Origin of the sequence: Methylomonas sp. MS20, assembly GCF_050275925.1 — a bacterium.
Lineage (GTDB): Bacteria > Pseudomonadota > Gammaproteobacteria > Methylococcales > Methylomonadaceae > Methylomonas > Methylomonas koyamae_A.
Map to the genome: position 1 here is coordinate 704908 of NZ_CP189962.1, position 18719 is coordinate 723626.

Here is an 18719-nt window from a genome sequence, read left to right on the forward strand (position 1 = left end):
TCGGCTAAAAGTTAACGCTGATTTCCCCGTAAAAACTGCGGGTCGCCAGCGGTAAATCGTTGGGGATGGCGGTCGGGCTGCCAACCAAGCTGGGTTCGCGGGCGCTGACGTCAAATAGGTTGCGAACCGAGAACGCCACTTCGACATGTTTGGCCAGATTTTGCCGGCGTAGGGTCAAGTCGACCCAAGTATAGTCGGCTACCGGCTCGCGTGTGTCGCCGTAGCTGCGTTCGCGGCCGACAATCCACTTGGCTTGCGGGCTGAGCGACCAGTCAGGCAGGAATTCCCAATTGGCGCGCAAATAAATCTGGTGATGCGGCGCATAGCCGGCATCGTGATTCAGCGCTTCGTCGCGGCTGCGTTGGTAGGCGTAATTGCCGATCAGTTTCAGATTGTCGGCGGCCTGCCATTCCGCTTCGAACTCGGTGCCGTAACCTTGTTGGGTGCCGGTGTTCCGCGCGGTGGACGTCGTCGAACCGCTGTCCGGCACGAAGCGGATAATATCCTTCCACCAATAGTTGAAGAAGTTCAAGCCCAGGCGCAGGCTGTCGGTTGGCCGGTAGTCGAAACCCAGTTCGAGGTTTTCCATCGTTTCCGGCTTCAAGCGCGGATTGCCGAGCTGCGCCGGGTTGTTGATGATGTACATCTCCTGAAACGACGGCGCGCGGAACGCCGAGCCGTACATCAACTTGGCGGTCAGGTTGTAGTCGGCCTCCCAGATCAACGCGGCGCGCGGATTGAAGGTGTTGCCGAAATCCGAATAGCGGTCGTAGCGGGCGCCGGCGGTCAGCGTCCAGTCGTTGGCGAAATTCCACTGATCCTGCAAAAACAAATAGGCGACCTTGCGGTCGACTTCCGGGATAAAGGTCGACGCGGTGCCCGAAACATCGGTGAGCGGAATGCCCGGTAGCGACGGAATCGGCAGGCCGGTGGTCGGGTCGATACCGAAATTCTGACTGACTTTGGCCCGGAACAGACTGTCGTAATTGAAGCCGATACCGCTGCGCAATAAATGTTGCTGAAAACCGGTGTAAGCAATCGATTGGTTGATGCGAACATGGCGTTCCCAGACTTCCGGGTTGCCGATATAGCCGTTCGGGAAGGTGACCGGCGCGCCGAGGCCGATCTGGCCGTTGCCGCCGATCGGCAACGTGGTGCCGGGCGGAAACAGTGTCAAATTGCGTTCGATTTCCTGGGTGGTTTCGAAATAACTGGCTTGGGTGGTCAGATCCCAGTTATCGATATCGTCGTTATGGTAGGTGACGTCGGCATTCCAGCGGTCGCTGGCGTAGCGGTTGATCGGGTCCAGCGCCTGAGCGACGCCCGAGCCGTTACCGAAATCGCCGCGATGTTGCAGGCCGCCGCGAAACCGCCAATGACCGCGCGATAAATCGATGCGGGCATCGAGATTGTCGCGCGACAGATTGAGCGGTCCTGGTGCCAACGAGGCTTTCGGCCCCAGGCCCAGACTGTCGAAATAGCTTTGCAGGTCGGCATCGACGATCGAATCCTGGCCGGCGGTCTTGTGGTATTCCAGCGCCAACGCCACGTCGAAGCCGGCCCATTCGCCGCCGTGCAGCGCCCAGCCGTCGTACGTGTCGAAGCTGCCGACCCGGCCGCCCACCTCGGTGCCCTCGATGTCTTGCCGAGTTTTGGTGATGACGTTGATGACGCCGGCGAAGGCGTCCGCGCCGTACACCGCCGAGCCGGGACCGCGCACCACTTCGATCCGGGCGACGTCGCGCAGCGGCATGCCGCCCCAGGCCTCGCCTCGGCTGCCGGTATAGGAATTGGTGATCGGGATGCCGTTGACCATCATCAGCACTTGCTGATTGAACTGCGAAAAAATGCCGCGAAAGGTGTAAATCGGGTTATAGCCTATGGTGTTGCGCTCCACATGCAAGCCGGGAACCGTTTCCAACGCCTCGTCGATATCGGTCGCGCCAATCGATTTGATGTCTTCCGCGGTGATGACCGTCGCGATTGACGGCGCTTTGGAAATCGGCTGTTTGTAGCCGCTGGCGATGCTGACCATTTCTTCGCCGCCGTAGATTTGCGATAGGGCTTTTTCTTCTTCCTCGGTCGAAACCGGTTGCGCCGAGGGGCTTGCGCTGACGCAAACCGCGGCGAGGAAGAACAGGCGGCGATGCATGGTGGGCTCCTGAATGGATGTCTTGTCTTGATGGCGAAGCTCGGGTCACCGATGGGCCGGGCCGGTTGCGGAGCATACCAAGCCCGGACCATCGATTGCCAGAGATAATTGAAGCGCAGTTTAGTCGGGCTTTGCGGGATGCCAAGTGCGGCGAGGCGATCCGTCGTAAACAATGCCGTCGCACGGCGTAGGGTAGAGCGTGCCGGCCGGGCGTTCGCTGGCTTCGATATAACCCGGCGGCATTCCGGCCAGAAATACCGGAAAGATGAACAAATACAGCTCGCGCGCGCTCATGCCCAGGTCGCTGCCCAAGGCGGCGACCAGCGCGGCGTAATTCATTTTCATCCGCCAGCGGCCGTTCAACAACATTTGCTCGACCGCCAAGGCCAACTTTAGATAAGGGCCTTGGTCCAGGCCCAATGCCTTCGCCAAATCCAACAACGGACCGATGCGTTCGTCGCCGTTGACTAGCGGCCTGCCGTAACCGCCGATGCCGCGGTGGGTGGTCAGTTCCTCGCGAATACAGGTCTCCAGATCGCCACCTTGTTCGAGTTGGCGTAACGCGCGGCTGAAAAAGTCGATCGATCGTACGAAAATGCCGCCGCCGTATATTTCCGCTTCCGATACCGCCAGGGCCGCCGCCAGACCCAGCGTCCCGGTGCTGCGGGTACTGCCGGCCAAGGCCGCGACCCGATTGTTCCACAGCCGGACGTCGGGATAACTGGTGTAAATCCAGATCGCGTGCAGCAATTTCAGTTGGGCTGGGTCGAAGTGGCGGCCGGTGATGCCGAACACGTACAACTCCAGCCAGTCCATGTCTTTTAATTCACTCAGCAAATCCCGGCCGCGAAACACCACGTGGCTGCCGGGGTAAAACTTGCCCATCCGGCTTTTCAAGACGCCGACGTGGCGGTCGAGTAATTTTGCCCCCCTCATGCCGCTTGCTCCACCGGTGGCGTTTCCAATTCGACGACGCCGAACGGAAATTTCTTGTAACCCAGCGGCCGCTGTTCCAAGGCATGCGCCGCCGCGCCCGGCAGACGCAACAGCAGATACAGCATTTCGCTTTGTTCCGGGTCGAAACCCAAATCCGCTAGCGCCGCCGCCGCGACGCCGGACAGTGCCAAAGGCCGGCCGGCCAGTGCTTGCAGCGCCGCCAGATTTTCGATCAGCCAAGGCAGGCGCGGCCCAACGCCGTATTTCGCCAGGCAGTCCAGGGTTTGCCGTACCGGTAGCGAGGTGCCGGCGCCATGGTCGTCAAACCCGGACGGATGCTCGACCGCCGGCCAGACACTGCCCGGATCGGCGGTCAGCGACTCGGTCAGCCAACGCCGCCAGGCGTTCAAATCGGTGCCGCAGCGCAGCCAGCCGTTCGCCGCGTTGTAGACTTCGCGAGCGCCGCCGGCCTGACCGGCGCCGACCGCCAACGCCGCCATCAACGACGAGGCGGCCGGCGAGCCGCACACGCCGCCGCACATGGCCGCATGCACGGCCGGGTCGCGCGGTCCCGGATTCGCCAGCGCCAGCGCCAAGCTGTCCAATAGGGCGGATTGTTCGGCGCTCGGCGCTTCCGGCATGAACAGCATATACAAGAGATCGGTCCAGCGGGCCTGGCCCAGCATTTCCCCGTAAACGTCGTAGCCTCGGCAATAGGCGGTTCGGGTGGCGAAACGGTTGTCGGACTCGGCTTCTTCCCGCCAGATGCGGGTGCGTATCGTCGGGATGGTTTGATCGGCGCTCATAATGCCTCCTAGGGTAAACAAACTAAACTGATGCCGCCGTCGACGACGATTTCTTCGCCGACGACATAGGCCGAATCGTCGGACGCCAAAAACAACGCGACCTTGGCGACTTCCTCCGGCGCGCCGAAGCGCTTGATCGGCGAACGGCCCTCGATATCGGTTTTGATGGCTTGAAACACGTCGCCGGGTAACGGCAGGCGGTTGAAGCCTTCGGTATCGATAGGGCCGGGGTTGATCGCGTTGACCCGTATGCCTTGTCCTATCAAGGTCAATCCCAACGATTGCACCATCGAACGCAAGGCCGCCTTGGTGGCGGCGTACACGCTGAAATTGGGGGTGCCGCTACGGTTGGTGATCGACGTGGTGACGATGATGGAGGCGCCGGGTTTGAGCATCGGCAAGGCTTTTTGGATCGTAAAAAACACGCCCTTGAAATTGACCCGCATGATGCGGTCGAATTGGTCTTCGGTGGTCAGTTCCAACGGTGTCGGTTCGGCGATGCCGGCGTTCAGAAACAGAATGTCCAAAGTTTGAAAATGTTGGCCGACCTGTTCCAGCAGGGCTTCGATGTCGTTCAGACAACCGGCCTCGCTGACGAGGGCCAGCGTGTCGTCGCCCAACTGTTGGCGGGCGGTTTCCAAGCGTTCCGGGTCCCGTCCGGTGATCGCCAGCCGGGCACCCTCGGCGAGGAATAGTTTGGCGCTGGCCAGGCCGATGCCGCTGGAGCCGCCGGTAATCAACGCGGTTTTACCGCTGAGTTTGTTCATGAAGTCGCCCCGCTTATAAGGTGTTGGTCAGGACGCGCATCCGCACGTTCATCGGCGGCTCTTCGTCGGGATCGATCAGCACGTCAAGCAGGGTCGGCCCCTTGCGTGCGCAGATCGCGGCGATATTCAGATTGGTCAAGTCGTGCGGCGAGCGGATCGTGTAAGCGTCGGCGCCGAGGGCGCGGGCCAGGGCCGCGAAGTCGCTGGGCGGCAAGTCGCAACCGATTTGTTCGGCCCCGGCCAAGCGCTGGCCGTGTCTGACCATGCCCAACGACTGATCGTTGAGCACAATAAACACCACCGCCAGACGCTCGGCGACCGCGACCGAAATTTCCTGACCGTTCATCAACATGCTGCCATCGCCGGTGATGCACACGACCGGCTGACGGCGGTTGGCGATCGCGGTGCCGATCGCGCCGCCGATCGCCCAACCCATCGCCGCGAAATTCATCGTTACCCGCAACCAGCCGCCGTCGGTGCGGCGCAGGCCCGGCGTGATCTTGCGGCCGCCGCCGCCCAATCGGCGTTCGCCGACCCGCCGGTCGATGCCGGGGTGCAGATAATGCACGGCCCACGACACGCTATTGCCGGTGTCGGCCAGAAAGCGGGTGGTCGGCGGAAACAGTTGGCCCAATTCGCGCATCAAGCGCTGCGGTTTCAGCGGCGTGGCATCGCTTTGATATTTTTCCGGCGCGCTTAACAGTTGGTGGGGGTCGTGTTGGTCGACCTTGTGTTCGCGGGAGGCGCGCTGCCGGGCATATTCGAAATTGTCGGTTTTTTGCTGGTGATGCAGTTGCTCGACCAGCCGGCTGAACACCGACAGAATACGGCCGCGCACATGCAGGCGGGCCATCGGCGTACGCGACAGGTTTTCCTCGGACTCGTCGATGTGTACCAGGCGCTCGTTGAGCAGGCTGTCGCTCCAGCCGCCGCTGTTCCACTCGCCCATGTTGGCGCCGATGGCTAGGATCAAATCGACTGCTTTGTCTCGCAGCGCGGCGTCGGCGGTTTCGTGACCGCCGAAACCAAACACGCCCCGGAACAACGGATGGCGTGGATTGACCAGGCCTTTGCCGTCGGGCGTGGTGACTAGCGGCGTGCCTTTCAGCGCGGCGAATTGCAGAATCGAACCGATCGCTTCGCCGCAGCCGCCGCCGATCAGCAGAACGACGTTTTGGGCCTCGGCCAGCATGTCGCGCAATTCGGTGATGGCGTCGTCGTCCACCATCGACGACGGCGCCAGCAGTTGCTCCAAGTTGTAGGACGGTGTGCCGCGGCTGCAGGGGCTGCGGAACACATCCACCGGCACGGTCAGATGCGACGGTCCGCGCGGGGCGCGAATCGCCCGTTGCAGCGCGGTCACCAGTTTGGTTTCCAATTGCTTGGGGTGGGAGACCAACGAGTTGTATAGCGTGCAATGCCGGAACATGCCCAGCGTGTTGATGCCGGTGCACGAGGATTCTTGCAAGGGGTATTTGCCGAACGCCGGCAGGGCCGGCTGGCCGGTAATGACCAACATCGGAATGTTGTTGTCGTAAGCGCAGGCCACGCCGGTAATCAGGTTGGTGGCGCCGGGACCCGACGTGGAGCAGCAGACGCCGATTTTGCCGGTTTCCCGAGCGTAGCCGTCGGCCATGAAGGCGGCGCCGGCTTCGTGGCGGGCCAGCACGTGACGGATACCGCCGCGCCGGCTGCTACGGGCGATGGCGTTGTAGAGCGGCTCGATGGCGCCGCCGGGCACGCCGAAAACGTATTCGACCCCCATCTGTTCCAGATAGGCGACCAGCAGATCAGCGATGTCCGCCGGCTGCGCATGTCTGGGATCGGCGATGTCGTCGATTAGGTCTGTATGGTGATGAATCAGGGAAATTTGCGCGCTCATGGTTACCCCGCGAGGTTAAACAATACCGGGTTATCGATAGCCGAATGGTTCGGGTGCCGGAACAGCGCCGCCGCGCTGCTTGCGGCAGGGTTGGCCGAACTTGGCCGGTGCGGTTCCGAAGAGAAAGTGTAGAGGAGCAATTTCCGCCGGTAGCGCGGGGGAATCGGGAGCGTTTCCAAATCGGGAGGGATTTTACGCGTGGCGGATGGTGGCGCGGCCGGATTGGCGGCTAAGCTTGGCCGGGGTACGCTTTATTCCAAGGCCGCTCGGGTTTTCTGTATCTTTTTGAGAAAATCGGCAAGCGTTGTCGCTCTGCTGCAAGCTCGATTGATCGCGAGGCGCCGACGGGCATTTAGGCGCTGGAAGGACAAGTCCAATCTGTGAAGAGGCTAACAAACGAATTTGCCTTGCCCGCGATTTGATGCAAGCGACGGCTGAGAAATGCCCGCCTTCAGGCTAACGGATTTGCGAAGTGGATCGCAAATTCATCGGAGTCGCCAAGTGTCGATTGCGGCGTATCGATCAGGTTGGCGAATGCCGGGGTTGGTGGCTGGCGACCAAGCGTTACCGAAACAGCCAAATCGCCAACCAGGGCACGACCAGAATCGCCAAGCCGGTTTGCCAGGTCGCTAAGGAAGCGCTGGGCGGCGGCGGTTCCAGACGGTCGGCATCCGGGCTGCTGGGAATAAAGGCCAGTATGAGGGCGACCAGCAGCATGAACGGCGGCGCAAACAAAAATCCCAGTAAAATTCCCCATGCCGACGAGCCCAGATCGCGAGCGCGTTTGATCATTGCCGTGATGCCGAACAGACCGAGACCGCCGACCAAGGCCCAATAAAAACCGTTGCGGATGTCGTCGGACCAATGCTCCGGCCGCAGTTCCAGCATGTAGATCACCAACGCGGCATTCAGAAGACTGGGTAGGCCCAGGGCGATAAAGCGGGAGCGGTCGTAACGAAGCATGTTCGCGGGTATTCCGAAAGGTGGCGCAAGTTGGGATTTTAACGCATTCGGATTGACGCGCGCCCGTTCTTACGAACGGCGGCCGGCCGCGCTAGCTTGAATATTAGGTACTTTACGTCGCCCGGAGCGTAGAATGCGACCCTCCTATATCAATAAAAGTCGGGGGTTGGACATGAAGAACATAACATTAGCGCTGGTTTTGTCGGTCGTCGCAAGCCAGGCGTTTGCCGATGTCCCGCTGCAATCCGGCGACGAAGTACAAGGCAGTTGGAAACTGGAATACACCAAAAAATCGGCGGCGACTCAAGAAACCATCAAGCGGGAAGACACGTGGACCTTTGGCGCCGGCAAGGTCACGATCACCCATATCCCGCGCGAAGGCAGCTATTACGACCAATCGCCGGTCAATTACGAAGTGGAAAACGGTAAATTGAAAATTTCGCTGCTGGGCCGGTCGGATAAATTCGATATCTTCTCGCTGGTCGAAAAGGACGATAAAACGATGACGTTAAAAGGCAAGTTTGGGGATATTTACCACTTTAACAAGAAATAGATTTTTTGAATTGTAGGGCGGCTTTGCGCAAGCAAGCCGCCAAACTGTATGTATTTAGGCTGGTGTATTTAAATTATTAGTGATTTTAAGGCCCATGAAGGGAAAACCAAATTATGGATTATTGAAAGGTAACTTTCGGGGCTTTCATGGTTCAAAACAGTGAACGCAGTATTTGACGTTTCTTCAAAAATCGCCAAGCCTTTTGGAGTTATGCATAAGTTTAGGTCTGGGTGTTTTATCTGGTTGTCTAGAATATGTTTCTGAATTTGGCCTTCTGGGTTTTTAGCAATTTCTGAAATTTTTCGAATCCAGTGACGTGCTTTGTCTGTCGACTCCATAACCCTGGTTGAGGTTGCTGCGGATGTAATACCCAATCCTGGACCAAAATATGCCTTTCCGTTTAAGATAATAGGGATATTTATTCCGGCCAATCTTAGTTTTTGGATTTCTCGCGGAGATATGGTTTTTTGTGGCGGCAGTATGTCTCTTAAATGAAATTGTTCCATATAGTTTGGCCAACTATGATTAACTAATATTATTAGTTCGTTGTCTGAAAACAATCCATCATCATTGTGCTCTCTGACATCTATTAGAGCAAAAGTGTCATTCTCAACTAGGAAGAATAATAGCCAACTTCTACCGTCGCTACACTTTCTCTCTGAAAATAATTCGCCTGGTTTGATCGGTATATCTGTGATATGTAAGTGAAATATGTTCCAGTCTGCCCATAAAAGGTCAGTGCGTTTGGCCTTTCTTTTTCCGCTAATGTCGTGGAAACGTTGAATTGATTTGGATTGATATGCGTTTATATCTACTCCCATACGCATCAGTTTTTGTATATGAAGAAAGCCAGTCTCGACAGTTTTAGGAAGTTTTTTTGGGAAAACCTCTGAAAATACTATCTGCCTGGGTTTGGGGTCAATATATCGGAGGCGAAAATCCAGCCATCTCATTAGAGGGCAGCTAAGGCCATTAATTTGCTTTTTGAATTCAAGATTGTAGTGTGAAATTAGGTCCTGGGCGATGCCATTTAGATCGGTTTGAAACTTCTGATTCAAATTATTCATTTGGCTGTTGACGAGGCAATTTTAAGCGCTTGAAAACTTGTCTTTGGCGTGAGTTTAAGTAACTAATTAAACGATACTGGCATGCACATTATCTGCGATTACACTTCACTATTCGGAGGAATTAAGGTGTTAAACTCGTTGGGTTACGTTTCACGAATCGGATCTACATTTCTGGAATTCCAATTTGTAATGTTTGAGCCTCTCTTGCAGCGTCAACACGTTTCAATCTTCAATCGTTGCATTAGCATTTGAAAAATTGCCGTTCAGTTGGATTTGCGTGTTTATTGGTCTATCGATAAGTCCGAATTTTTGAAATCGCGGCGTTTATGAACCACTGTGACAACATAGGCTTGATTAAACTTAATTTGGTAAATGATTCTCCAAGAATGCACGCCGATTTCCCTTAATTCCTGTTGTTCAAACTCGGGCACTTTTTTACCGAGGTAAGGAGACACCAGCAGGCTGTCGGTTTTTTGTATCAATTCCCGGATGATGCGTTTGGCAGTAAGCGGTGAATCCTGCGCGATGTAATCATGAATGGCTTTGAGGTCTGTTCTGGCGCGAGGCGTCCAAATTACCATTGCTCGATTTCGCGTAGCAAGATCTCGCTGCTAATGCCCTTGCCGTGCTCTACATCTTCTAGCCCCTGATATATTTTGTTCAGAACGTAGAGCCGATACACGATTTCTTCAAAATCTACCGTGTCTGGCAATAGACTGATGGCGGCGATGGCTTCTTGCTTGGCGGTTTGACAGTGCGACATATTACCTCCAAAAAATTAAAATCAAGATTTAGGCGCCAATCGTATCAACAACTTCTCCAAAAACGCCACCTTATCCTCCATGTCCTTAAACGTGTTGGTAAAGCGCAATTTATCGGCGCCGTCGAATTTGTAGACCTGCGACTGGCTTTGGATCATCAGGATTAACTCGGCGGTATCGATTTGCGGCGTGGCGGTAAACACGATGCGGCCGCCGCTGGCGTGGGCTTCGATTTTCTTGATGCCCAGGTTAGCGGCGTGTTGCTTGAGTTCGGTGACCGCGAACAAGGCTTTGACTTGATCCGGCAACAAGCCGAAGCGGTCGATCATTTCGATTTTTAATTTGCGCAAATCGTCTTCGGTTTCGGCGCTGGCGATGCGTTTGTACAGCACCAAACGAGCGTGAATGTCCGGCAAGTAGTCTTCCGGGATCAGCGCGGCGATTTGCAAATCCACTTCCGGGCCGGTGTCTAGCGGCGCATCCAGTTCCGGTTGTTTGCCGGATTTCAAGGCTTTCACCGCGCGTTCCAGCAACTCGGTATACATAGTAAAACCGATTTCCTGAATCTGGCCGCTTTGCTCGTCGCCCAGCAACTCGCCGGCGCCGCGGATTTCCATATCGTGCGAGGACAGCATAAAGCCGGCACCCAGTTCGCCGGAGGTTTCGAAGGCTTCCAGGCGTTTGATCGCGTCCTTGGTCATCAAAGACTTGGGCGGCACGATGCAGTAAGCATAAGCGCGGTGATGCGAACGGCCGACCCGGCCGCGCAATTGATGCAACTGGGCCAGACCGAGCTTGTCGGCGCGGTTGATGACGATGGTGTTGGCGCTGGGAATGTCGATACCGCTTTCGATAATCGTCGTCGCGATCAATAGATTGAAGCGCTGGTGGTAGAAATCCAGCATGATTTGCTCCAGCTCGCGCTCCGCCATCTGGCCGTGGGCAATCTGAATGCGGGCATCCGGCACCAGTTCGCCGAGTTCGCGCATCATCTTGTCCATGGTCTTGACATCGTTGTGCAAGAAAAACACCTGGCCGCCACGTTTGATTTCGCGCTGGCAGGCTTCCTGGATTTGCGAGTCTATCCATTCGCTGACGAAGGTCTTGATGGCATGGCGGTTTGGCGGCGGCGTGGCGATGATCGAGATGTCGCGTAGGCCGGCCATCGCCATGTTCAAGGTGCGCGGAATCGGCGTCGCGGTCAGCGTCAGCAAATCCAGTTCGTAGCGCAGCTTTTTGAAATGTTCCTTTTGGGTGACGCCGAAACGGTGTTCTTCGTCGATGATCACCAGACCCAAGGCCTTGTATTTCATCTCTTTGGATAACAGCTTATGCGTGCCGATGACGATGTCGACCTTGCCGTCGGCCAGATCGTCGGCGATCGCGGTTTGTTGTTTGGCGGTGACGAAACGCGAGGTGACTTCGACGCGCACCGGCCAGTCGGCGAAGCGGTCGCGGAAGTTTTGATAGTGCTGTTGCGCCAGCAGGGTAGTCGGCACCAATACCGCGACCTGTTTGCCGCTTTGCACCGCGACGAAGGCCGCGCGCATCGCCACTTCGGTCTTGCCGAAACCGACGTCGCCGCAGACCACGCGGTCCATCGGTTGCGGCGCGGCCATGTCCTGCAAGATGGCTTCGATCGCGCTGAGCTGGTCCGGGGTTTCCTCGAACGGGAAGGCGGCGGCGAAGGCGTTGTAATCGCTGTTGTCGATGTTGAAGGCAAAGCCTTCGCGGGCGGCGCGTTTGGCGTGGATGTCCAGCAATTCGGCGGCCACGTCGCGGGCCCGCTCCATGGCTTTTTGCTTGGCCTTGCTCCATTGCTCGCTACCGAGTTTATGCAGCGGCGCGTTTTCGGCGCTGACGCCGCTATAGCGGCCGATCAGGTGTAGCGATGCCACCGGCACGTAAATTTTGTCGCCGCCGGCATATTCCAACATTAAAAACTCGGCTTCGATGCCGCCGACCGTCAAGGTCTGCAAGCCCAGATAGCGGCCGACGCCGTGTTCCTGGTGTACCACCGGCGAGCCGACGCTCAGTTCGTCGAGATTGTTGAAGATGTTTTCCAGCGCGCGGGCGGCGGATTTGGCCCGGCGCCGGCGTTGCTGGACTTTCTCGCCGCTGAGCTGGCTTTCGGTGATGATGGCCAGTTTTGGATCTTCAAGCCATAAGCCTTGGTCCAGCGGCGCGACGACGATGCAGGGCGAATCTTCGCCGCGTAAAAACTCCGGCCAGCTCTGTATCTGTTTGGCGCTCAGCTTGACGCTTTTTAGCTTGTCGATCAGGCCTTCGCGGTGGCCGGCGGTTTCGGCGACGAATAGTACCTTTCCGGAAAAGCCTTCGATAAACTGCCGCAAGCGTTGCGCGGGCTCTTTCAAGCGGCTGTCGATCGCGACATCGGGTAGAACCCTGCAATCGAGCGATTCGCCGTGTTCGGCTTGATTGTCCAGCACGATACGGCTGAAGCCGGCGATGTGGTGCTGGATTTCCTCGGTCGACAAAAACAAACGTTCCGGCGGCAACAACGGCCGGTCGACATCGTATTTGCGCTGCTGATAACGCTCGTCGGCTTCGTGGTAAAAGCGCTCAGCGTCGCCGGCGAAGTCGGCCGGCAACACGAATAACGCGGTCTGCGGCAAGTAGGCGAGCAGCGATTCGGTACGTTCGACGAACAAGGGTAAGTAATATTCGATCCCGGCCGGGGCGATTTGCTTGGAAACGTCGAGGTAGAGAGGGTTTTTTGGCGAGGCATTCGGGAACTGTTCGCGAAAGGCCTGGCGGAAGCGTTTAATCGCGTCGTCGCTAAACGGGAATTCGCGGGCCGGAAACAACTCGATCTTTGGCATTTTGTCTTGCGACATCTGCGTGTCGGGATCGAAGCTGCGGATCGATTCGACGTCGTCGTCGAACAGCTCGATGCGGTAGGGCTGTTTTGAGCCCATCGGAAATAAATCCAGAATCGAGCCGCGCACCGCGAATTCGCCGTGCTGGTAGACTTGCGACACACACTGGTAGCCCACCGCTTCCAGCTTGGCGCGAGTTAGCTCCAGGCTCAAGGTGCCGCCGACTTCGATCGCAAAACTGTGAGCGAGGATGTGCTCGCGCGGCGCCAGCCGGTGCATCAGCGTCGAGACCGGTACGATCAGCGCGCCGCGCTTGGTTTCCGGCAACAAGGCCAGCGTTCGCAGGCGTTCGGAGATGATTTCGGGTAGCGGCGAGAATACGTCGTAGGGTAGGGTTTCCCAGTCGGGGAATTGCAGGATGGGGTAGGCGTTGTCGAGAAAAAACGCCAGTTCGTGTTCCAGCCGTAGCGCGGTTTGAGTGTCCTGGGTGACGATAACCAACAGGCGCTTTTCCTGGGTAATCGCACTGGCCAGCGCTAGCGAGTCGCCGCAGCCGCTCAGGTCTTTGAAAGTTTGAGTGGCGGCGGAATCGGGTAGACTGGGAAGTTTGAGTGGCGAGCGAGTCATCGGTTATTGGCGGTGGAGAATGGCGAGGTGTGTGGCTGAAATTTGACGGTCGCGCTGGCCGCGCAAGTCGCCTGAAAAGTCTTGAGCGGAGATTGGTGGCTGGTATGCGCTTGAATCTTCGGAGGAGCGCCGACGTAAGAGCGAATCGACTGTCTGCCGATGATCTTGGCGCGCGCTAACCGATGTTTTTTTGTTGCCGCTCGATGTCTTGGACGTAACGTTGAATGCTGGATTCGAACATCTGCGAAACTTGGGTGAACTGGCAGCCGACCCGCTGCTGTTTACCGGCCGCTCCGGCCCGCATGGTGGCGATATCGCGGACCATGATGCCGACATTGGCGCGGCTGCCGTCGTTTAGATACAGCGCGCAATCGCCATGTTCGGCGCCCTGTTGCAGGAATTCGGAGAACTTGGTGTCGTTTACCAGCATCGCGAATCCGGAAATGCTCAGATCGGCCAACGGAAAAATCCCCGAGAGCGTTTGCGGATTGTTGTCTTCATCCACGGTGCGAAACTCGATTTCACAGAAACTGTTTTTATGCGAGAGCGGAATTTTTACTCGATAAAACTGGCGGCGCTGCATCCAAAATATCGCGTCCGGCAACGGCATCGCTAGAACCGCCATGCCGTTACGCTCGGTTTTTTTTATGGCTTTGCCCCGGAAAGAGACTTTGATACCGTCGAACTCGGTACGGAACAGGACTTTCGCCGAAGTCAGCAATTGTCGGTTCAGTTGCTCGTTGGGCGCGACATCGAGCGCCAGCAGATTGGCTTTCTGGTCGAGCTCGACGATGGTGGTCAAGAACGAAGCGTTGTCTTCGCCGAAATTCGCGGCGATGATGCACTTGTTTTTTACCAAGTCGGTCAAATGGCCATAAATCATTTTGGCGTTGCGAACGAGGTAGTCGGATTCTTTTTCCATTTACAGGGCTAAATAATGCGGTTTGACAGAAACGCTATTGTAAAATGCTCCGATTATAGCGTATGTCCGAGGAGAGTTGATGGGTTGGCTGTTGCTGTTGGCGGCGGGTTGTTCTGAGATCGTATTCGCGATCAGTCTTAAATTTAACGATGGCTTTACCAAGCTGTGGCCGAGCGTGGTGACCGGGATTTCCGGCGCCGGCAGTTTTTACCTGTTGATGTTGGCAATCAGAACCTTACCGCTGGGCACCGCGTACGCCGTTTGGACCGGTATGGGCGCGGTCGGCGTGGCGATCGTCGGCATTTTCCTGTTCAAGGAATCTTCCGATTGGATACGGTTGGCTTCGATTCTGTTGATCGTGATCGGCATCGTCGGCTTGAAACTGACCCATACCGAATAATGTTGCATATCGTGGCTTCCTCGCCGGTCAGGCCGGAATGGCTGGAGCGTATCGGCTCGGGCGATGACGTCGTGCTGTTGGATGCCGCCGCGTTGTCGGCTCGCGCCGGACATCGGGATAACCCGCTGTTGCAAAGCGTGCTGGATCGGGAATGTGGGGTTTTCGTGTTACGGGAATACGCCGAGGCCTGCGGACTTGCGCCGGACGCCGCGATGGCCGGCGTGGCCTGGACGGATTACGCCGGGTTGGTCGATTTGACGGTCAAGCATCCGGTGGCTCATACATGGCGTTGATAGTCGACGGTGCCGAATTGGCTACGACCGATGACGGATTTTTGCGGAGTGCCGATCTGTGGAATCGCAACGTCGCCGACGAATTGGCGCGTCTGGAAGGCTTGGTGATCGAAGAGGCGCATTGGGAGATTTTGCTGTTTATCCGCGATTACTATCGAAAATTCCAGCATTTGCCGAATGCCCGGATGTTCGCCGCCGCGGTACGCAAAACCCTGGGTGAAGAAAAAGGCAATAGCCGCTATCTGCAAAAATTGTTTCCGCAAGGCCCGTTGAAATACGCCTGCAAAATCGCCGGCCTGCCCAAGCCGCCCACCTGTTTATAGTGTTATCGAGAATGTCGAATGAGTAACCCCCGTGTTGGATTTATCAGTTTGGGCTGCCCGAAAGCCCTGGTCGATAGCGAGCAGATCTTGACCCGCTTGCGTAGCGAAGGCTACCAAGTATCGCCGAATTACAAGGATTCCGATCTGGTCATCGTCAATACCTGCGGCTTCATAGACGCGGCGGTCGAGGAGTCGCTGGACAGCATAGGCGAAGCGCTCGCTGAAAATGGTAAGGTCATCGTCACCGGTTGTCTGGGCGCGCGGCAGGACGAGATTTTGGCACGGCATCCGCAAGTGCTGAAAATCACCGGCGCTCACGCGACCGACGAAGTGGTCGAAGCTGTGCACGAGTATCTGCCGCCGGCGCACAATCCGTTCATGGACTTGGTGCCGCCGCAAGGGATTAAATTGACGCCCAAGCATTACGCCTACTTGAAAATTTCCGAAGGGTGCAATCACCGTTGTACGTTCTGCATTATTCCGTCGATGCGCGGCGACTTGGTCAGCCGGCCGTTGGACGAGGTGATGGTGGAGGCGGAAACGCTGGCTGCCGCCGGTGTTAAAGAGCTGCTGGTCGTGTCGCAAGACACCAGTGCTTATGGTTTAGACTTGAAATATCAAAGCCGCGATTGGCGGGGACGAGCTTACCAAACCCGATTCCAAGACTTGGCGGCGGCGTTGGGCGAACTGGATATTTGGGTCCGAATGCATTATGTCTACCCCTATCCGCACGTCGACGACGTGGTGCCGTTGATGGCGGACGGTAAAATTTTGCCGTATCTGGATATTCCGTTTCAGCATGCCAGCAGCAGGATCTTGAAATTGATGAAACGCCCGGCCGCCGCTGAAAACAATCTGGAACGCATCCGTGCGTGGCGGCGCATTTGTCCGGATTTGACGATACGCAGTACTTTCATCGTCGGTTTTCCCGGCGAGACAGAGCAGGAATTCGCAGAGCTACTGCAATTCTTGAGCGAAGCGCAAATGGACAGAGTGGGTTGTTTCGCCTATTCGCCGGTCAAGGGCGCGGCGGCGAACGCGTTGCCGGATGCGGTGCCGGAAGAAGTCAAACAGGAGCGATTGGCACGATTTATGGAGCACCAAGCCGCGATCAGTGCCGAACGTTTAAAGCAACGGATAGGCCGTCGTGAGGTGGTGTTGATCGACGAGGTTGTCGAAGAAGGCGCCGTGGCTCGCACTAAAAGCGATGCTCCGGAAATCGACGGTCAAGTGTTTATCGATGGTGCAAACCACCTGAGGGTCGGCGAATTCGTTGAGGTCGAAATCGAGGAAGCCGACGACTACGATTTGTGGGGTGCCTTACTCTAACGACGGAACGAGCCATCTCTCCGCGCCAAACGGTGCGGTTGGATGGATCGTGTTACAAGCAAATCGGCCGCAAATGAAAAAGCCGCTGGTCAGGCGGCTTTTTCAGTTCAATTTACAGCGGTGTTACGTTTTCCGCTTGCGGGCCTTTTTGGCCGTTGGTCACTTCCATCGTGACTTTTTGGCCTTCTTTCAGGGTTCTGCGGCCGGAACCGTTGATAGCGCTAAAATGGACGAATACGTCTTTGCCGCCTTCTTGCTCAATGAAGCCGAAACCTTTCTCGTCGTTAAACCATTTAACTTTGCCTTCTACTTGAACTGACATAAATCTCTCTTGCTAAAAAGTGCTTTCGCTGTTTGGAACTAGGGTTGGTGAATAAAGCGGGTAAGCGGAAAACAAAGTTTGTTGATCCTATTGCGAGCTTGAAAAGCGACAACGATACCGAGCTAAATCGGCTTCATTATACATGGCTATTCCAAGCGTTCCACAAAAATAGCAGGATTTTGCGTGTTAATGGATTATGACGATCGAGCAAAGAAATGAATATTCGTCAATCGGTTTGATGTACAGGGAGTGGTTTCTTATTAAGTAATTGAAATTTTTAGAAAACTGGGTGTTGGCCGCGTGTTGCCGAATTGGCCGCTCGGTTTACGGTAGGTTAAAAATAGTGGCTGTTTAATAAAAAATGCGCGGCGATACTGCCGGCGTAACCGAGCAGGATGACCGGCATCCACTTTAAATGGGCGCTAAAGGTGTAAACGCCCTTGACCTGCCCCATCAGGCCAACCCCGGCCGCCGAGCCGATTGCCAGCAGACTGCCGCCGACGCCGGCCGTCAGCGTGACCAACAGCCATTGGCCTTGGGAAATCTCCGGGTGCATCGTCAGCACCGCGAACATGATCGTGCCGTTATCGATGAAGGCCGACAAGATGCCGACGACGATATTGGCGATCGTCGGATCCATGCCGACATACAGCACGTCGGAAGCCATCGTTAAATAACCGATGAAACTTAGTCCGCCGACACTGACCATCACGCCGTAAAAAAACAAGAGGGTATCCCATTCCAAATTGGCGACGTTTTTGAACACGTCGAAGCGTTGATTTTGATTGGCCAACGGCAGTTCGACGTTGAATAATTTGTAAACGTGGGCAAAATCGCTGACTTTTTGTTTATCTTCGGTTTTTTGCAGGTAGTAGCCTAAAAACTTCAGATAAGTCAGTCCGGCCAGCATGCCGGCGGCGGGCGGCAGATCCAGGAAGTTTTCGAAACTGACCGCGGTAATGATCGTCAACAAGAACAACACCATCATCGTCAAAGCTCCTCGTTTCATTTTCGGAGCTTTTCCGACGGCGGCCGGGTGTTCGTTGGGTATCCAAAAATGCATCACGGCGGCTGGCAGCGCGAAATTGACGACGGCCGGAATGAACAGCGAATAGAAATCCACGAAGGGCACAACGCCGCTTTGCCAAACCAGTAATGTGGTGATATCGCCGAACGGACTGAACGAACCGCCGGCGTTGGTGGCAACAACAACATTGATGCAGGCCATCGTCATAAAGCGCTTATTATGCTTGCCCATTGCGACGATGACCGCGCCCATTAGCAGCGCGGTGGTCAGGTTGTTACACACCGACGACATAAAGAATGACATCACGCCGGTTATCCAGAACAACTTGCGATAACTGAAGCCCTTGCTGAGCAACCAGACACGTAGGTTGTCGAATACGCCGCGGCTTTCCATCGCATTCAGATAGGCCATCGACACCATGATAAACAAGAACAGTTCGGCGTAACTTTCCAGGCACGCACGGAAGGCGCGGCCGGCTTGTTCGCCCATCCCGCCTTGCACGTAAATCGAAGCAATGAAGGCCCAGATCAAGCTGGCCGCCAGCACCATCGGTTTGGACTTGTTCAGCTCGGTGATTTCCTCGGTCATCGCCAGCATGTACGCCAGCGCGAATATTGCGATCGACAGATAGCCGACCCAATGCCGAGTCAGGTTGAGGGCGACTTGGTTGGCATCGGCGTCAGCCCAGGCCAGTAGCGGTAGGAAAATTAACGAAATGGCAAGCAGGGTGCGCTGCAACACGTGTGAAC

General features: G+C 56.2%; 18 protein-coding genes. 5 read left to right on the top strand and 13 right to left on the bottom strand.

Annotated features, from left to right (window positions below):
- Positions 1-4 precede the first annotated feature (4 nt).
- The 6 genes from ACQE3D_RS03090 to ACQE3D_RS03115 form a co-directional block, all read right to left on the bottom strand.
- Positions 5-2152, bottom strand: coding sequence for a TonB-dependent receptor plug domain-containing protein (locus tag ACQE3D_RS03090; RefSeq protein WP_313729133.1), 2148 nt, complete (start codon positions 2150-2152; stop codon positions 5-7).
- A gap of 120 nt (positions 2153-2272) precedes the next feature.
- Positions 2273-3088, bottom strand: coding sequence for a citryl-CoA lyase (locus tag ACQE3D_RS03095; RefSeq protein WP_313729132.1), 816 nt, complete (start codon positions 3086-3088; stop codon positions 2273-2275).
- Positions 3085-3894: a citryl-CoA lyase gene (locus ACQE3D_RS03100; RefSeq protein ID WP_313729131.1), complete on the bottom strand. Its 810-nt coding sequence runs from the start codon at positions 3892-3894 to the stop codon at positions 3085-3087. Before ACQE3D_RS03100 ends, ACQE3D_RS03095 begins: the two co-directional genes overlap by 4 nt.
- A gap of 8 nt (positions 3895-3902) precedes the next feature.
- Positions 3903-4661 (bottom strand): SDR family oxidoreductase, encoded by a 759-nt coding sequence (locus ACQE3D_RS03105; protein ID WP_313729130.1) that lies wholly within the window; start codon positions 4659-4661, stop codon positions 3903-3905.
- A gap of 13 nt (positions 4662-4674) precedes the next feature.
- A complete protein-coding gene (locus tag ACQE3D_RS03110; protein WP_313729129.1) occupies positions 4675-6543 on the bottom strand; it encodes a thiamine pyrophosphate-binding protein in 1869 nt (622 codons plus the stop codon).
- A 564-nt stretch (positions 6544-7107) separates the two neighbouring features.
- Positions 7108-7506 carry a DUF805 domain-containing protein gene (locus ACQE3D_RS03115; protein ID WP_313729128.1) on the bottom strand — a complete coding sequence of 133 codons (399 nt, stop codon included), beginning with the start codon at positions 7504-7506 and terminating at the stop codon, positions 7108-7110.
- A 172-nt stretch (positions 7507-7678) separates the two neighbouring features.
- Here ACQE3D_RS03115 and ACQE3D_RS03120 point away from each other — a divergent pair, with 172 nt between their 5' ends.
- Positions 7679-8059: a lipocalin family protein gene (locus tag ACQE3D_RS03120; protein WP_064031599.1), complete on the top strand. Its 381-nt coding sequence runs from the start codon at positions 7679-7681 to the stop codon at positions 8057-8059.
- Between the two features lie 68 nt (positions 8060-8127).
- On the opposite strand, the gene ACQE3D_RS03125 is transcribed toward ACQE3D_RS03120, so the two are convergent.
- From ACQE3D_RS03125 to ACQE3D_RS03145, 5 genes are all read right to left on the bottom strand, one after another.
- Positions 8128-9126, bottom strand: a complete 999-nt coding sequence (locus tag ACQE3D_RS03125) for a hypothetical protein (RefSeq protein ID WP_313729127.1) — start codon at positions 9124-9126, stop codon at positions 8128-8130.
- A gap of 281 nt (positions 9127-9407) precedes the next feature.
- The gene (locus tag ACQE3D_RS03130) at positions 9408-9707 is read right to left on the bottom strand and encodes a type II toxin-antitoxin system RelE/ParE family toxin (RefSeq protein ID WP_064031596.1); all 300 of its coding nucleotides are present in this window, start codon (positions 9705-9707) and stop codon (positions 9408-9410) included.
- Positions 9701-9889: a hypothetical protein gene (locus ACQE3D_RS03135; protein WP_313729126.1), complete on the bottom strand. Its 189-nt coding sequence runs from the start codon at positions 9887-9889 to the stop codon at positions 9701-9703. Before ACQE3D_RS03135 ends, ACQE3D_RS03130 begins: the two co-directional genes overlap by 7 nt.
- Positions 9890-9910: 21 nt before the next feature.
- Positions 9911-13354 carry a transcription-repair coupling factor gene (mfd, locus tag ACQE3D_RS03140; RefSeq protein ID WP_313729125.1) on the bottom strand — a complete coding sequence of 1148 codons (3444 nt, stop codon included), beginning with the start codon at positions 13352-13354 and terminating at the stop codon, positions 9911-9913.
- Between the two features lie 175 nt (positions 13355-13529).
- Positions 13530-14276, bottom strand: a complete 747-nt coding sequence (locus ACQE3D_RS03145; protein WP_313729124.1) for a flagellar brake protein — start codon at positions 14274-14276, stop codon at positions 13530-13532.
- Between the two features lie 79 nt (positions 14277-14355).
- Here ACQE3D_RS03145 and ACQE3D_RS03150 point away from each other — a divergent pair, with 79 nt between their 5' ends.
- The 4 genes from ACQE3D_RS03150 to rimO are packed head-to-tail and all read left to right on the top strand — an operon-like array spanning position 14356 to position 16621.
- Positions 14356-14676 (top strand): DMT family transporter, encoded by a 321-nt coding sequence (locus ACQE3D_RS03150; RefSeq protein ID WP_064031592.1) that lies wholly within the window; start codon positions 14356-14358, stop codon positions 14674-14676.
- Entirely contained in the window at positions 14676-14969 is a 294-nt protein-coding gene (locus ACQE3D_RS03155; RefSeq protein WP_064031591.1) for a DsrH/TusB family sulfur metabolism protein, read from the top strand. Before ACQE3D_RS03150 ends, ACQE3D_RS03155 begins: the two co-directional genes overlap by 1 nt.
- Entirely contained in the window at positions 14960-15292 is a 333-nt protein-coding gene (locus ACQE3D_RS03160) for a TusE/DsrC/DsvC family sulfur relay protein (RefSeq protein WP_313729123.1), read from the top strand. Before ACQE3D_RS03155 ends, ACQE3D_RS03160 begins: the two co-directional genes overlap by 10 nt.
- 18 nt (positions 15293-15310) lie before the next feature.
- On the top strand, positions 15311-16621 hold the full coding sequence (gene rimO, locus ACQE3D_RS03165; protein WP_313729122.1) for a 30S ribosomal protein S12 methylthiotransferase RimO: 1311 nt from the start codon (positions 15311-15313) through the stop codon (positions 16619-16621).
- A gap of 112 nt (positions 16622-16733) precedes the next feature.
- Here the strand turns inward: rimO and ACQE3D_RS03170 are convergent, their stop codons facing one another.
- Together ACQE3D_RS03170 and nhaD are read right to left on the bottom strand one after the other, a co-directional pair.
- Positions 16734-16943 carry a cold-shock protein gene (locus tag ACQE3D_RS03170; RefSeq protein WP_054760518.1) on the bottom strand — a complete coding sequence of 70 codons (210 nt, stop codon included), beginning with the start codon at positions 16941-16943 and terminating at the stop codon, positions 16734-16736.
- Between the two features lie 334 nt (positions 16944-17277).
- Positions 17278-18567, bottom strand: a complete 1290-nt coding sequence (gene nhaD, locus ACQE3D_RS03175; protein WP_409521103.1) for a sodium:proton antiporter NhaD — start codon at positions 18565-18567, stop codon at positions 17278-17280.
- Positions 18568-18719: the final 152 nt, after the last annotated feature.